The organism is Bacillus sp. KICET-1 (assembly GCF_027721405.1).
Taxonomy (GTDB): domain Bacteria; phylum Bacillota; class Bacilli; order Bacillales; family Bacillaceae; genus Bacillus; species Bacillus velezensis.
Map to the genome: position 1 here is coordinate 740,046 of NZ_CP113515.1, position 13,997 is coordinate 754,042.

The window sequence follows — 13,997 nt, forward strand, 5'->3', positions numbered from 1 at the left end:
ATTATTTTCCTCCTTCCTCAGTTTTCTTCTTAGTAGGAAGAACCTCTCCACGATAGATCCAGACTTTTACACCAAGCTTACCGTAAGTTGTGTCAGCTTCAGATGTTGCATAGTCGATGTCAGCACGTAAAGTGTGCAATGGAACAGTTCCTTCACTGTAGTATTCAGAACGAGCAATGTCAGCTCCGCCAAGACGGCCGGAAACCATTGTTTTCACACCTTGTGCTCCAGCACGCATAGTGCGTTGGATTTGTTGTTTCTGCGCACGGCGGAAAGAAATACGGTTTTCTAGTTGACGAGCGATGTTGTCAGCTACAAGCTGAGCATCAAGATCTGCTCTTTTGATTTCAAGAATGTTAATGTGTACACGCTTGCCAGTAAGGCTGTTAAGGGCTTTACGAAGTGCTTCAACTTCAGATCCGCCTTTACCGATTACCATACCAGGCTTAGCAGTGTGGATCGTAATGTTAACGCGGTTTGCTGCGCGCTCGATTTCTACTTTAGAAACAGAAGCGTCAGAAAGGCGTTTGCTAATGAATTCACGAATTTTTAAATCTTCGTGCAGGAAGTCAGCGTAATCTTTACCAGCGTACCACTTAGATTCCCAATCACGAATGACTCCGATACGAAGACCGACTGGATTTACCTTTTGACCCACTACTTATCCCTCCTTCTTTTCTGATACAACGATTGTAATGTGGCTCGTACGTTTGTTGATTTGGCTCGCACGTCCCATAGCACGCGGGCGGAATCTTTTTAACGTTGGGCCTTCGTCAACAAATGCCTGAGAAATAACCAGATTGTTAGCGTCCATCTCGTAGTTGTGCTCAGCATTTGCGATAGCAGATTTTAAAACTTTTTCGATGATCGGAGAAGCAGCTCTCGGAGTTAAGTTCAGGATAGATACTGCTTCGCCTACTTGCTTACCTCGAATCAGGTCCATTACTAGACGTGCTTTACGAGGAGCAATACGGACTGTTCTTGCAACAGCTTTAGCTTGCATTTAAAAGCCTCCTCTCTTAGCGTCTTGTTTTTTTATCGTCACTGGCGTGGCCTTTGTAAGTACGAGTCGGTGCGAATTCGCCCAACTTGTGGCCTACCATGTCTTCAGAAATGAATACAGGCACGTGTTTACGTCCGTCATATACTGCGATAGTGTGACCGATAAATTGTGGGAAAATAGTTGAACGGCGAGACCAAGTTTTTACAACTTGTTTCTTGTCCGTTTCATTTAATTTCTCGATTTTTGTCATCAAGTGTCCATCGACAAATGGTCCTTTTTTCAAGCTGCGAGCCATTTTGGAACCTCCCTTCGTGATTGCACTACGGTCCGAAATGAACCGTAGACAACCCCGTTATTTATTTTTACGACGACGTACGATAAATTTATCAGATTTGTTCTTTTTCTTACGTGTCTTGAATCCAAGAGTCGGTTTGCCCCAAGGAGACATTGGTGATTTACGTCCGATTGGCGCGCGACCTTCACCACCACCATGCGGGTGATCGTTAGGGTTCATTACAGAACCGCGGACTGTAGGGCGGATGCCTTTCCAGCGAGAGCGTCCTGCTTTACCAACGTTGATAAGTTCGTGCTGCTCGTTACCTACTTGACCGATAGAAGCGCGGCAAGCAGAAAGGATCATGCGAACTTCACCAGAGTTAAGACGTACAAGAACGTATTTGCCTTCTTTACCAAGAACCTGAGCAGATGTACCAGCTGAACGTACAAGCTGTCCACCTTTACCAGGTTTTAATTCAATGTTATGCACAACTGTACCAACAGGAATGTTGATAAGCGGAAGTGCGTTACCTACTTTGATGTCAGCTTCAGGGCCGGACATGATTTCAGTACCTACTTGAATTCCTTTTGGTGCAAGAATGTAACGTTTTTCTCCGTCTACATAGTTGATTAGTGCAATGTTAGCTGAACGGTTTGGATCGTACTCAACTGTAGCAACGCGTCCAGGTATACCATCTTTATCGCGTTTGAAGTCGATAACACGGTATTGGCGTTTGTGTCCGCCACCTTGGTGACGTACAGTCAATTTACCTTGGTTGTTACGTCCGCCTTTTTTGTGAAGGGGCGCAAGCAAGGATTTTTCCGGCTGGTCAGTCGTGATTTCAGCAAAATCTGAAGTTGTCATGCCACGACGTCCGTTAGAGGTCGGTTTATACTTTTTAATCGCCATTTTGAATTTCCCTCCTTCTTTTTACAGATAATTAAGCTTCAAAAATTTCGATTTCTTTGCTGTCTGCAGTAAGTTTTACGATCGCTTTTCTGCGACGGCTAGTCATACCAGTGTAGCGGCCGACACGTTTTGATTTCCCTTTGTAGTTCATGATGTTGACTTTGTCAACTTTCACTCCAAAGATACTTTCAACTGCATCTTTCACTTCTGTTTTGTTAGCTCTTACATCAACTTCAAAAGTATATTTTTTTTCAGTCATTAAATCAGCAGAACGTTCAGTAATGACGGGGCGCTTAAGAACATCACGAGGATCTTTCATTATGCAAGCACCTCCTCTACTTTTTCAACCGCAGCTTTTGTAATCAGAAGCTTCTCGTGGTTGACAACGTCTAACACGTTGATTCCGTTAGCTTGAACAACTGTAACTCCAGGGATGTTGCGTGCAGAAAGAGATACTGCTTCGTTTGCATCCGCAGTTACGATTAAAGCTTTTTTCTCAACAGATAATCCTTTAAGGATAGCTGCCATTTCTTTTGTTTTAACCGTATCAAGAGTAAGATCTTCAAGAACAATAATGTTGTTGTCGTTCACTTTAGAAGACAATACTGATTTGATTGCCAAGCGGCGAACTTTTTTAGGTAATTTGTAAGAATAGCTGCGTGGTGTTGGGCCGAATACGACACCACCTCCGCGCCATTGCGGTGAACGGATTGAACCTTGACGGGCACGACCTGTACCTTTTTGACGCCATGGTTTGCGACCTCCGCCGCGTACTTCAGAACGATTTTTTACTTTGTGAGATCCTTGACGTAAGGAAGCTCTTTGCATAAGAATAGCGTCGAATACTACGCTCTCATTTGGCTCAATTCCAAATACAGACGCGTTTAATTCGATATCACCAGCAGTAGAACCGTTTTGGTTGTATAATGCTACTTTTGGCATGATCAATTTCCTCCTTTCCTAAGAGACTTATTTAGATTTAACAGCACTTTTAACAGTGATTAAAGTTTTTCTCGCACCAGGTACGTTACCTTTAATCAAAAGAAGATTGCGCTCAGCATCTACTTTTACGATTTCGAGGTTTTGGACAGTGATTTGATCTCCGCCCATGCGTCCAGGTAATAGTTTACCTTTGAATACACGGTTAGGATCTACAGGTCCCATTGAACCAGGACGACGGTGGTAGCGTGAACCGTGAGACATAGGTCCGCGAGATTGCCCGTGGCGCTTGATCGCACCTTGGAAACCTTTACCTTTAGATACTCCTGTTACATCTACGATTTCTCCTGCAGAGAAAATTTCAACCTTGACTTCCTGACCAATTTCATACGCATCCATATCCACGCCGCGTAATTCTTTAACGAAGCGCTTAGGAGCAGTTTCCGCTTTTGCAACGTGTCCTTTTTCCGGTTTGTTTGAAAGCTTTTCACGCTTATCGTCAAAACCAAGCTGGATCGCTTCATAGCCATCATTTTCAGCTGTTTTCTTTTGAAGAACAACGTTTGGAGCTGCTTCAATAACAGTTACCGGGATAAGATCACCGTTCTCTGCGAATACTTGCGTCATACCAATTTTTCTTCCTAAGATTCCTTTGGTCATTCGTCACACCTCCTATTAAGATCATTCTATATTTTAGAATTAAAGTTTGATTTCGATATCGACACCAGATGGTAAGTCTAATCGCATGAGAGCATCAACAGTTTGTGGTGTTGGGTTCACAATGTCGATTAAACGTTTATGTGTACGCATTTCAAATTGCTCACGAGAATCTTTGTATTTGTGCACCGCACGAAGGATTGTGTAAACTGATTTTTCAGTTGGCAACGGAATCGGACCAGATACGCTGGCACCAGAACGTTTTGCCGTTTCAACAATCTTCTCTGCAGATTGATCAAGGATTCTATGATCATATGCTTTTAAACGAATACGAATTTTTTGTTTTGCCATTATTTTCCCTCCTTTTCGCCTACATCACGTTAGACAGTTCTCCGTGAGAAAAACCTGATCACCTTGCCATGGCAAAGCGGCCGGGTGTGTCAGCAACCTCTCACTTCATCGCAGTCAAAGACCAACATACACTATTATACAGAAAATAGACGTATGTTGCAAGGTTTATTTAAAGAACCTTGTGATTTTCACACTTTGATTATTATACAGGTGATACCATGATTAATCAAGGATATGCCTGTTTTCTTTCAGAGATGGAACGATGCGAACCGGCTGACAACTTCGGCAAAGCGATCCGGTTCCTCCAAGTGAGGCGAATGGGCTGAGTTCTCAAACCAATGCCATTCTTTATACGGCGCATCAACCTTCTGATAATATTCATAAGACGTCGTCCCCGGGACCGTCAAATCGTATCTCCCTGACATAAAACAGCACGGTATTATAATAGAAGAAACTGATTCCCAGGCATCAAAGAAAATGAGATCCTCCCACAGGTGTTTCAGGCTGAACATTTGTCCCTTCGCGGCTAAGAAGCTCCCTCTCACACCGTACGGTTCACCAAACAGCATTCGCCCCCCTGCTTTAAGAGCTCCGATCGGATGATGGGTAAAGCCCCCTCCCCTCATCTCGATACAAAGCAGAAACAACGTTCGCTGCAGCTGTTTCTCCCATGGAGGCGCTCCGATAAAACTCAGCGTCTTTTCCAGCAGGAAATGTTTGCGTTGCCTGCTCCATTCCATCATCAGCCGGTAAGCTTCCGTTTCTTCCTTTTGAATATTAACCACCTGACTGATACCGATATACCCATAATACAAATCAGGCCTTTCTTGAAGAACATGAAGCGCCAGAACTGAACCCCACGAATAGCCGGCGATATATATTTTTTGCCTGCTGAATTGCTTGCATAAGCGTTCGGTCAAATGAATGGTATCGGCTGTCAGCTGATCCAAAGTCATAGATGAACCCGGAATTTCCTTTGAATAAGAGAGACCCGCCCCTCTCTGATCCCAGTTCACAACGGTGAAATGCTTTTCCAGCTTATTCTGGTATTTTCTCGCATAGCCGATTTGAGGCGTGCCGGGACCGCCGTGCAAAAACAAAAGCAGCGGATTACTCCTGTCATCACCATTAATCATAATGGTTTGTTCACTGCCATTAATCAGCAATTGCTGAAGCATTGAAATACGATTGGTTTTCTTGAAGTTATCGATCATCGCTCTGCTCCTAAAATTTGTATACGTTCTATTATACATGGAATCAGCGGGGAAACAAAAAAACGAGGCCCCATAAGGGACCCCGCATTAATGAACGAGTCGATTACTCAGTGATTGTAGAAACAACGCCTGAACCAACTGTACGTCCGCCTTCACGAATAGAGAAACGAGTTCCTTCTTCGATAGCGATTGTAGAGATAAGTTCAACGATCATTTCAGTGTTATCTCCAGGCATAACCATTTCTACGCCTTCTGGAAGATTGATGATACCAGTTACGTCAGTTGTACGGAAGTAGAACTGAGGACGGTAGTTAGAGAAGAATGGAGTATGACGTCCACCCTCTTCTTTAGAAAGAACGTAAACTTCAGCTTTGAATTTGCTGTGTGGAGTGATTGTACCTGGTTTAGCAAGTACTTGTCCACGTTGGATGTCTTCACGAGCTACACCGCGAAGAAGTGCACCGATGTTGTCTCCAGCTTCAGCGTAGTCAAGAAGCTTACGGAACATTTCAACACCTGTAACAGTTGTTTTGCTGTTTTCTTCTTGAAGACCGATGATTTCAACTTCGTCACCGACTTTAACTTGTCCGCGTTCTACACGGCCAGTAGCAACTGTACCACGACCAGTGATTGAGAATACGTCCTCAACTGGCATCATGAATGGTTTGTCAGTGTCACGTTCTGGAGTTGGGATGTACTCATCAACTGCAGCCATAAGTTCAAGAATTTTTTCTTCGTACTCAGCATCGCCTTCAAGAGCTTTAAGAGCAGAACCTTTAACAACTGGTACATCATCACCAGGGAAGTCGTATTCGCTAAGAAGATCGCGAACTTCCATTTCAACAAGCTCAAGAAGCTCTTCGTCGTCTACCATGTCGCATTTGTTAAGGAATACTACGATGTATGGTACACCAACGTTTTTAGAAAGAAGGATGTGCTCACGAGTTTGTGGCATTGGGCCATCAGCAGCAGATACTACAAGGATAGCTCCGTCCATTTGCGCAGCACCAGTGATCATGTTTTTAACATAGTCAGCGTGTCCTGGGCAGTCAACGTGTGCATAGTGACGAGTGTCAGTTTCGTACTCAACGTGTGCAGTAGAGATTGTGATACCGCGCTCACGTTCTTCTGGAGCACCATCAATTTGATCGTACGCCATAGCTGTACCTTTACCAGATTTCTTATGAAGTACTGTTGAGATAGCAGCAGTTAATGTTGTTTTACCATGGTCAACGTGTCCAATTGTACCGATATTGGCATGTGATTTGGAACGGTCGAATTTTTCTTTAGCCATTCTAAAATCCTCCTTAAGAGCTTTTAATTAGTAATGTATAGAGTGATAGAAAGTGAAAGCAAGCTTTCACTCCCTCATCTTACAATAGTAGTTATACTTGAGTTAAGTGGCAAAATCAATTATTCGCCTTTATTTTTTTTGATAATTTCTTCAGCGATGCTCTTCGGCACTTCTTCGTAGTGATCCATGAACATTGTGAACGTACCGCGTCCTTGCGTGTTAGAACGAAGGGCAGTAGCGTAACCGAACATTTCAGCAAGAGGTACCATCGCACGCACAACTTGAGCGTTACCGCGAGCTTCCATACCTTCTACGCGTCCGCGACGAGAAGTAACATCACCCATGATGTCTCCCATGTATTCTTCAGGAATAACAACTTCAACTTTCATGATTGGTTCAAGAAGAACTGGGTTACATTTGCTGACTGCATTTTTCAATGCCATAGAAGCAGCGACTTTAAACGCCATTTCGTTTGAGTCAACATCATGGTAAGATCCATCAAAAAGTTTCGCCTTGATGTCGATTAGCGGGAATCCGGCTAGGACACCATTTTCAAGAGAGTCTTCAAGACCTGCTTGTACGGCTGGGATGTATTCACGAGGAACAACACCACCGACGATTGCGTTTTCGAATTCAAAGCCAGCGCCTTCTTCGTTCGGTTCAAATTCGATCCAAACGTGACCGAACTGACCGCGTCCGCCTGATTGACGTACGAATTTACCTTCAACTTTTGCACCGGTACGGAATGTCTCACGGTACGCAACTTGAGGAGCACCAACGTTAGCTTCAACTTTAAACTCACGCTTCATACGATCAACAATGATATCAAGGTGAAGCTCACCCATACCAGAGATGATTGTTTGACCCGTTTCAGGGTTTGTTTGTGTACGGAATGTAGGATCTTCTTCAGCAAGTTTCGCTAAAGCGATACCCATTTTATCTTGGTCAGCTTTTGATTTAGGCTCAATCGCTACGTCGATAACAGGCTCTGGGAATTCCATTGATTCAAGGATTACAAGATCCTTCTCATCACATAGAGTATCTCCAGTAGAAGTATCTTTTAGACCTACAGCAGCTGCGATGTCTCCAGCGTAAACAGTAGAGATCTCTTCACGGCTGTTAGCGTGCATTTGAAGGATACGTCCTACGCGCTCACGCTTGCCTTTTGTAGAGTTCTTTACATATGAACCGGAATCAAGTGTACCGGAATATACGCGGAAGAATGTCAGCTTACCGACATAAGGGTCAGTCATAACTTTAAATGCAAGTGCAGAGAACGGCTCTTCATCAGAAGAATGACGAACGATCTCTTCATCTGTATCAGGACGTACACCTTTGATTGCAGCAACATCAGTTGGCGCAGGAAGGTAGTCAAGAACAGCATCAAGTACAAGCTGAACACCTTTGTTTTTGAAAGCAGAACCAACAAGTACAGGGTAGAATTCAACATTCAGTGTACCTTTACGGATAGCAGCTTTCAGTTCAGGGATAGTGATTTCTTCACCTTCAAGGTACTTTTCCATAAGCTCTTCATCAAGCTCAGCTACAGCTTCAATCAGGCTGCTGCGAAGCTCTTCAGCTTGCTCTTTGTACTCTTCAGGGATTTCTTTCGCATCTGAACGAGTTCCAAGGTCATCTTCGTAGAAATACGCAACGTTTTCTACTAAGTCGATGATACCTTCGAAGTTGTCTTCAGCACCGATCGGCAATTGAATTGCGTGAGCGTTAGCTTGAAGACGGTCTCTTAAAGTGCCTACAGAGTAAAGGAAGTCTGCGCCGATTTTGTCCATTTTGTTGACAAATACAACACGCGGTACTCCGTAAGTTGTTGCTTGGCGCCATACTGTTTCTGTCTGAGGCTCAACACCTGATTGAGCATCAAGTACGGCAACCGCACCATCAAGTACACGGAGTGAACGTTCAACTTCAACTGTGAAGTCTACGTGTCCCGGTGTATCGATGATGTTTACACGGTAACCTTTCCACTGTGCAGTCGTTGCTGCAGAAGTGATTGTGATACCGCGTTCTTGTTCCTGCTCCATCCAGTCCATTTGCGAAGCACCTTCGTGAGTTTCGCCAATTTTGTGGATACGGCCTGTGTAGAACAAGATCCGTTCTGTAGTAGTCGTTTTACCGGCATCGATGTGAGCCATGATCCCGATATTACGAGTTTTTTCTAAGGAGAACTCTCTTGCCATTGGGTAATTTCTCCTTCCTTATTAGGGAATTATTATTTTGATTATATGAATCCTACCAGCGGTAGTGAGCAAATGCTTTGTTCGCTTCTGCCATCTTGTGAGTGTCTTCACGTTTCTTAACGGCAGCACCAGTGTTGTTAGCTGCATCAAGAATTTCGTTAGCCAGGCGCTCTTCCATTGTTTTTTCTCCGCGAAGACGCGCATAGTTAACCAACCAGCGAAGACCAAGAGTTGTACGGCGTTCAGGACGAACTTCTACAGGCACTTGGTAGTTAGCTCCACCTACACGGCGTGCTTTTACTTCAAGTACAGGCATGATGTTTTTCAATGCTTGTTCGAAAACCTCCATTGCATCATTGCCAGTGCGTTCTTTAATGATATCGAATGACTTGTATAGGATTGTTTGAGATTTACCTTTTTTACCGTCGATCATCATTTTGTTGATCAGGCGGGATACCAGCTTAGAGTTGTAAAGCGGATCAGGTAAAACATCTCTTTTTGCTACAGGACCTTTACGTGGCATCTGAATATCCTCCCTTCATAGTTTTAATGATTTATTTGATTACTTTGCTTTAGGACGTTTCGTACCGTATTTAGAACGGCCTTGCGCACGGTTTTCAACTCCGGCAGTATCAAGCGCGCCACGAACGATGTGGTAGCGTACCCCCGGTAAGTCTTTTACACGTCCGCCGCGGATCAGTACAACGCTGTGCTCTTGCAGGTTGTGACCGATACCAGGAATGTAGGCAGTAACCTCGATTCCGTTAGTCAAACGAACACGAGCGTATTTACGAAGTGCTGAGTTCGGTTTTTTCGGTGTCATTGTACCCACACGAGTACATACCCCGCGTTTTTGTGGAGAAGATACGTTAGTGTGCTCTTTTTTAAAGCTGTTGTATCCTTTGTTTAGTGCAGGTGACTTAGAGTTTTCAACTTTGCTCACGCGTCCCTTGCGAATTAGCTGATTAATTGTAGGCATGTTGTGTTCCTCCCTTCATTACGTTTTATAACCCACATACCCAGGTGGTTCATCATTAGGCAAAAAACAATGTCTTTACACAAGATTGATATCTTATATAAAAACAAAAAGTACGCTATAACATAATGGCAACAGCTGCTGCTCCCACTTCAATTCCGCAGGCTTTGCCGAGCTTTTTCATGGAATCCACCATACAGACAGCGGTATTTTGGTTCTTTGCAAGCTGGATAACGCCAGCCGTAAGAACTGAATCCGCGTCTTTTGCCACGACGACTTCCTTCACTGAACCTCGTTTTAGAGCTTTCACTGTTTGCTTCGTACCAATAATAATTGATTTGGCCTGTGATACTTTATCATAAGACATAAACATATCCTCCAAAGTAACAGGTTTTATTTCGAGCACCTTGGTTATATTATCACTCTGCGGGACGGATGTCAACAACGTATGACATTTTTTAGTGCAGTCCCCCGCCAGAATAATTGTAATACTGAGGAAAAGCTGTCGAAACAGCCTTTCCTGCAGCAGTTTCTGTTATTCAGCCGGAACCATATCTTCCGAAGGCTGAACGTTTGAAACAGGTTTTACTTTTCTGTAATTCATCATACCGGTACCGGCCGGAACCAGTTTACCGATGATAACATTCTCTTTCAGGCCGAGAAGTTCATCGCGCTTGCCTTTAATCGCAGCATCAGTAAGAACGCGTGTTGTTTCTTGGAATGATGCGGCAGACAAGAATGAATCCGTCTCGAGTGAAGCTTTCGTGATACCGAGAAGGACAGGACGTCCTGTAGCAGGTCGATTGCCTTCAAGCAGCACTTTTTTGTTCGCTTCTGTGAATTGGTGAATATCAAGCAATGTGCCAGGGAGAACATCAGTATCTCCGGCATCGATCACACGGACTTTGCGAAGCATCTGGCGAACCATTACTTCTACGTGTTTATCGCCGATTTCAACACCCTGCATACGGTAAACCTTCTGAACCTCATGCAGAAGATATTCCTGAACCGTTGTCAGGTCAGTGACTTTAAGAAGTTCTTTCGGATCGATTGAACCTTCTGTCAGCACTTGACCGCGGGTAATCTGATCACCCTCAGCCACTTTCAGGCGTGAGTTGTAAGGTGCCGTGTATGAACGGGTCTCAACAGCGCCCTGAACAACAATCTCCTGCTGTTTGTCGCGTACTTCATTGATTTCGGCAATTGTACCGTCAATTTCAGAAATCGTCGCTTGACCTTTCGGATTACGCGCTTCGAAAAGCTCCTGGATACGCGGAAGACCTTGTGTGATATCGTCTCCGGCAACCCCGCCTGTGTGGAACGTACGCATCGTTAACTGTGTTCCAGGCTCACCGATAGATTGAGCGGCGATAATACCTACTGCTTCACCGACTTCAACATCAGTTCCGGTTGCAAGGTTACGTCCGTAGCATCGTTTACATACACCATGAGGAGTGTTACATGTGAACGCGGAACGGATCCACACTTCTTCGATTCCGGATTCAACGATTTCCAGCGCTTTATCTTCATCGATCAATTCATTTTCGTTAATGAGCACAGCACCCGTTTCAGGATGTTTGATCTGTTTTCTGGCGAAACGTCCGATCAGACGCTCTTCCAGACGCTCGATGATTTCCGTGCCTTCTTTGAGCGGTTTTGCAAGAATACCGCGGTCTGTTCCGCAATCTGTTTCACGAATGATAACATCCTGCGCAACATCAACAAGACGGCGTGTAAGGTAACCTGAGTCAGCTGTTTTCAGGGCGGTATCGGCAAGACCTTTACGCGCACCGTGAGTGGAGATAAAGTACTCCAATACTGTCAGACCTTCACGGAAACTTGATTTAATCGGCAATTCAATGATTCGTCCAGCCGGGTTGGCCATCAGACCGCGCATACCCGCAAGCTGTGTAAAGTTAGATGCGTTACCACGGGCTCCTGAGTCACTCATCATGTAGATCGGGTTGACTTCGTCTAATGATTTCATCAGTTTGCCTTGGATAACATCTTTCGCTGAACTCCAAATTGAAATGACTCTTTCATAACGTTCTTCTTCGGTGATTAAACCGCGTCTGAACTGTTTCAGGACATTATCAACTTTGCTTTGTGCTTCTTCAAGGATTTCCTGTTTGTCATCGAGAACGACGATATCAGAAACCCCTACTGTGATGCCGGCTTTCGTTGAATATCTGAAACCGAGGTTTTTCATGCGGTCAAGCATTTTAGACGTTTCCGTGATATGGAATCGTTTAAAGATTTCCGCGATGATTTTACCGAGAATACCTTTTTTAAACGGTGCGTTGATCGGCTGCTCAGCAATCACAGCTTTTACGTCAGCACCTTTATCTAAGAAGAAACGGTCAGGTGTCTTCTCTTCAATGTTGCTCTTCGTTGGTTCATTCATGTAAGGGAATGATTCCGGAAGAATTTCATTGAAGACGAGCTTACCGACAGTTGTAATTAACAATTTTGAACGCTGTTCTTCAGTAAATGTCACATTCTTAAGGGAGTTCGCTGCAACAGCTACTCTCGTATGAAGGTGAACATAACCGTTTTGATAAGCAAGAAGCGCTTCGTCTGTATTCTTGAAGACCATACCCTCGCCGACTGCTCCGGCGCGCTCAAGCGTCAGGTAGTAGTTTCCTAATACCATATCCTGAGACGGCGTAACAACCGGTTTACCATCTTTAGGGTTCAAGATGTTTTGGGCTGCAAGCATCAGAATACGTGCTTCAGCTTGAGCCTCAGCTGATAAAGGTACGTGAACCGCCATTTGGTCACCGTCAAAGTCAGCGTTATAAGCTGTACATACTAACGGGTGAAGACGGATGGCGCGTCCTTCAACAAGCGTCGGTTCGAAAGCCTGGATACCTAATCTGTGAAGAGTAGGGGCACGGTTCAGTAAGACCGGATGCTCCTTAATGACAGATTCAAGTACATCCCATACTTCAGGCTGCACGCGTTCGATTTTGCGTTTTGCGCTCTTGATATTGTGAGCAAGGCCTTTTTCAACAAGCTCTTTCATGACGAAAGGCTTGAAGAGCTCAAGCGCCATTTCCTTCGGCAAACCGCACTGATACATTTTCAGATGCGGACCTACGACGATAACGGAACGTCCTGAGTAGTCTACACGTTTACCGAGAAGGTTCTGACGGAAACGCCCTTGTTTCCCTTTCAGCATGTGAGAAAGAGATTTAAGCGGACGGTTACCCGGTCCGGTAACCGGACGGCCGCGGCGTCCGTTGTCAATCAGAGCATCGACTGCTTCCTGAAGCATACGTTTTTCGTTCTGAACGATGATGCTTGGCGCGCCGAGGTCTAACAGACGTTTTAAACGGTTATTACGGTTGATGACACGACGGTAAAGGTCGTTCAGGTCAGACGTTGCGAAACGTCCGCCGTCAAGCTGAACCATCGGTCTTAATTCAGGCGGAATAACCGGAAGCACGTCGAGGATCATCCAAGACGGCTTGTTTCCTGAATTACGGAAGGCTTCAAGCACTTCAAGGCGTTTGATCGCACGTGTACGGCGCTGTCCTTGAGAAGTCTTCAGCTCTTCTTTTAACATATCAACTTCTTTGACAAGGTCGATGTCCTGCAGAAGTTTATTAATGGCTTCCGCACCCATAGAGGCTTGGAATTTGTTTCCGTACTTATCCAGATACGCACGGTATTCCTTTTCAGATAAAAGCTGTTTCTTTTCGAGCGGTGTATTGGCCGGGTCAGTTACGACGTAAGAAGCAAAGTAAATAACTTCTTCCAGCGCACGCGGTGACATATCCAATACAAGACCCATACGGCTCGGAATACCTTTGAAATACCAAATGTGAGAAACCGGGGCAGCCAGTTCAATATGCCCCATTCTCTCACGACGGACTTTAGCCCGCGTTACTTCAACTCCGCAACGGTCACAAACTACGCCTTTATAACGAACCCGCTTGTACTTGCCGCAATGACATTCCCAGTCCTTAGTCGGTCCGAAAATGCGTTCGCAGAACAGGCCGTCCTTTTCAGGTTTCAATGTACGATAGTTTATCGTTTCAGGCTTTTTCACTTCACCAAAAGACCATGAACGGATTTTATCCGGTGAAGCAAGACCGATGTTCATATACTCAAAATTGTTCACATCTAGCAAGGGGCCTACCTCCCTTTTTATCTTCGGATTAACCGATGTCACTT

General features: G+C 44.7%; 15 protein-coding genes. All 15 read right to left on the reverse strand.

All coding sequences use genetic code 11. The annotated features are described in order from the left end of the window. Nucleotide 1: 1 nt before the first annotated feature. The 15 genes from rpsC to rpoC all read right to left on the reverse strand — a co-directional run bounded on the left by rpsC (nt 2) and on the right by rpoC (nt 13,953). Nucleotides 2-658, reverse strand: a complete 657-nt coding sequence (gene rpsC, locus OVA33_RS03750; RefSeq protein WP_003156476.1) for a 30S ribosomal protein S3 — start codon at nt 656-658, stop codon at nt 2-4. Between the two features lie 3 nt (nt 659-661). After that, nucleotides 662-1,003, reverse strand: coding sequence for a 50S ribosomal protein L22 (gene rplV, locus OVA33_RS03755; protein WP_003156475.1), 342 nt, complete (start codon nt 1,001-1,003; stop codon nt 662-664). A gap of 16 nt (nt 1,004-1,019) precedes the next feature. Further along, the gene (gene rpsS / locus OVA33_RS03760; RefSeq protein WP_003156472.1) at nt 1,020-1,298 is read right to left on the reverse strand and encodes a 30S ribosomal protein S19; all 279 of its coding nucleotides are present in this window, start codon (nt 1,296-1,298) and stop codon (nt 1,020-1,022) included. 57 nt (nt 1,299-1,355) lie between these two features. Continuing rightward, nucleotides 1,356-2,189, reverse strand: coding sequence for a 50S ribosomal protein L2 (gene rplB / locus OVA33_RS03765; RefSeq protein WP_003156470.1), 834 nt, complete (start codon nt 2,187-2,189; stop codon nt 1,356-1,358). A 31-nt stretch (nt 2,190-2,220) separates the two neighbouring features. Further along, entirely contained in the window at nt 2,221-2,508 is a 288-nt protein-coding gene (rplW, locus tag OVA33_RS03770) for a 50S ribosomal protein L23 (RefSeq protein ID WP_003156467.1), read from the reverse strand. Beyond that, complete coding sequence (gene rplD, locus OVA33_RS03775; protein ID WP_007615239.1) at nt 2,508-3,131, reverse strand: 50S ribosomal protein L4; 624 nt, start codon at nt 3,129-3,131, stop codon at nt 2,508-2,510. Before rplD ends, rplW begins: the two co-directional genes overlap by 1 nt. 27 nt (nt 3,132-3,158) lie before the next feature. Continuing rightward, nucleotides 3,159-3,788 (reverse strand): 50S ribosomal protein L3, encoded by a 630-nt coding sequence (rplC, locus tag OVA33_RS03780; RefSeq protein ID WP_007410402.1) that lies wholly within the window; start codon nt 3,786-3,788, stop codon nt 3,159-3,161. 39 nt (nt 3,789-3,827) lie between these two features. After that, complete coding sequence (gene rpsJ / locus OVA33_RS03785) at nt 3,828-4,136, reverse strand: 30S ribosomal protein S10 (protein WP_003156464.1); 309 nt, start codon at nt 4,134-4,136, stop codon at nt 3,828-3,830. Between the two features lie 248 nt (nt 4,137-4,384). After that, nucleotides 4,385-5,350 (reverse strand): alpha/beta fold hydrolase, encoded by a 966-nt coding sequence (locus OVA33_RS03790; protein ID WP_017419473.1) that lies wholly within the window; start codon nt 5,348-5,350, stop codon nt 4,385-4,387. Between the two features lie 103 nt (nt 5,351-5,453). Then, nucleotides 5,454-6,644 carry an elongation factor Tu gene (gene tuf / locus OVA33_RS03795; protein ID WP_007410400.1) on the reverse strand — a complete coding sequence of 397 codons (1,191 nt, stop codon included), beginning with the start codon at nt 6,642-6,644 and terminating at the stop codon, nt 5,454-5,456. A 119-nt stretch (nt 6,645-6,763) separates the two neighbouring features. After that, the gene (gene fusA / locus OVA33_RS03800) at nt 6,764-8,842 is read right to left on the reverse strand and encodes an elongation factor G (protein WP_007410399.1); all 2,079 of its coding nucleotides are present in this window, start codon (nt 8,840-8,842) and stop codon (nt 6,764-6,766) included. 52 nt (nt 8,843-8,894) lie between these two features. Next, nucleotides 8,895-9,365: a 30S ribosomal protein S7 gene (gene rpsG / locus OVA33_RS03805; RefSeq protein WP_003156447.1), complete on the reverse strand. Its 471-nt coding sequence runs from the start codon at nt 9,363-9,365 to the stop codon at nt 8,895-8,897. 39 nt (nt 9,366-9,404) lie between these two features. Next, nucleotides 9,405-9,821, reverse strand: coding sequence for a 30S ribosomal protein S12 (gene rpsL, locus OVA33_RS03810; RefSeq protein ID WP_003156445.1), 417 nt, complete (start codon nt 9,819-9,821; stop codon nt 9,405-9,407). Between the two features lie 115 nt (nt 9,822-9,936). Then, nucleotides 9,937-10,185, reverse strand: coding sequence for a 50S ribosomal protein L7ae-like protein (locus OVA33_RS03815; RefSeq protein WP_003156443.1), 249 nt, complete (start codon nt 10,183-10,185; stop codon nt 9,937-9,939). A 168-nt stretch (nt 10,186-10,353) separates the two neighbouring features. Next, complete coding sequence (rpoC, locus tag OVA33_RS03820) at nt 10,354-13,953, reverse strand: DNA-directed RNA polymerase subunit beta' (protein ID WP_022552485.1); 3,600 nt, start codon at nt 13,951-13,953, stop codon at nt 10,354-10,356. Between the last annotated feature and the right edge of the window lie 44 nt (nt 13,954-13,997).

Excerpts from the sequence above, each read along its gene's own strand:
- rplV (WP_003156475.1), bottom strand. The coding sequence starts at position 1,003 with ATGCAAGCTAAAGCTGTTGCAAGAACAGTCCGTATTGCTCCTCGTAAA.
- rpsS (WP_003156472.1), bottom strand. The coding sequence starts at position 1,298 with ATGGCTCGCAGCTTGAAAAAAGGACCATTTGTCGATGGACACTTGATG.
- rplB (WP_003156470.1), bottom strand. The coding sequence starts at position 2,189 with ATGGCGATTAAAAAGTATAAACCGACCTCTAACGGACGTCGTGGCATG.
- rplW (WP_003156467.1), bottom strand. The coding sequence starts at position 2,508 with ATGAAAGATCCTCGTGATGTTCTTAAGCGCCCCGTCATTACTGAACGT.
- rplD (WP_007615239.1), bottom strand. The coding sequence starts at position 3,131 with ATGCCAAAAGTAGCATTATACAACCAAAACGGTTCTACTGCTGGTGAT.
- rplC (WP_007410402.1), bottom strand. The coding sequence starts at position 3,788 with ATGACCAAAGGAATCTTAGGAAGAAAAATTGGTATGACGCAAGTATTC.
- rpsJ (WP_003156464.1), bottom strand. The coding sequence starts at position 4,136 with ATGGCAAAACAAAAAATTCGTATTCGTTTAAAAGCATATGATCATAGA.
- OVA33_RS03790 (WP_017419473.1), bottom strand. The coding sequence starts at position 5,350 with ATGATCGATAACTTCAAGAAAACCAATCGTATTTCAATGCTTCAGCAA.
- tuf (WP_007410400.1), bottom strand. The coding sequence starts at position 6,644 with ATGGCTAAAGAAAAATTCGACCGTTCCAAATCACATGCCAATATCGGT.
- fusA (WP_007410399.1), bottom strand. The coding sequence starts at position 8,842 with ATGGCAAGAGAGTTCTCCTTAGAAAAAACTCGTAATATCGGGATCATG.
- rpsG (WP_003156447.1), bottom strand. The coding sequence starts at position 9,365 with ATGCCACGTAAAGGTCCTGTAGCAAAAAGAGATGTTTTACCTGATCCG.
- rpsL (WP_003156445.1), bottom strand. The coding sequence starts at position 9,821 with ATGCCTACAATTAATCAGCTAATTCGCAAGGGACGCGTGAGCAAAGTT.
- OVA33_RS03815 (WP_003156443.1), bottom strand. The coding sequence starts at position 10,185 with ATGTCTTATGATAAAGTATCACAGGCCAAATCAATTATTATTGGTACG.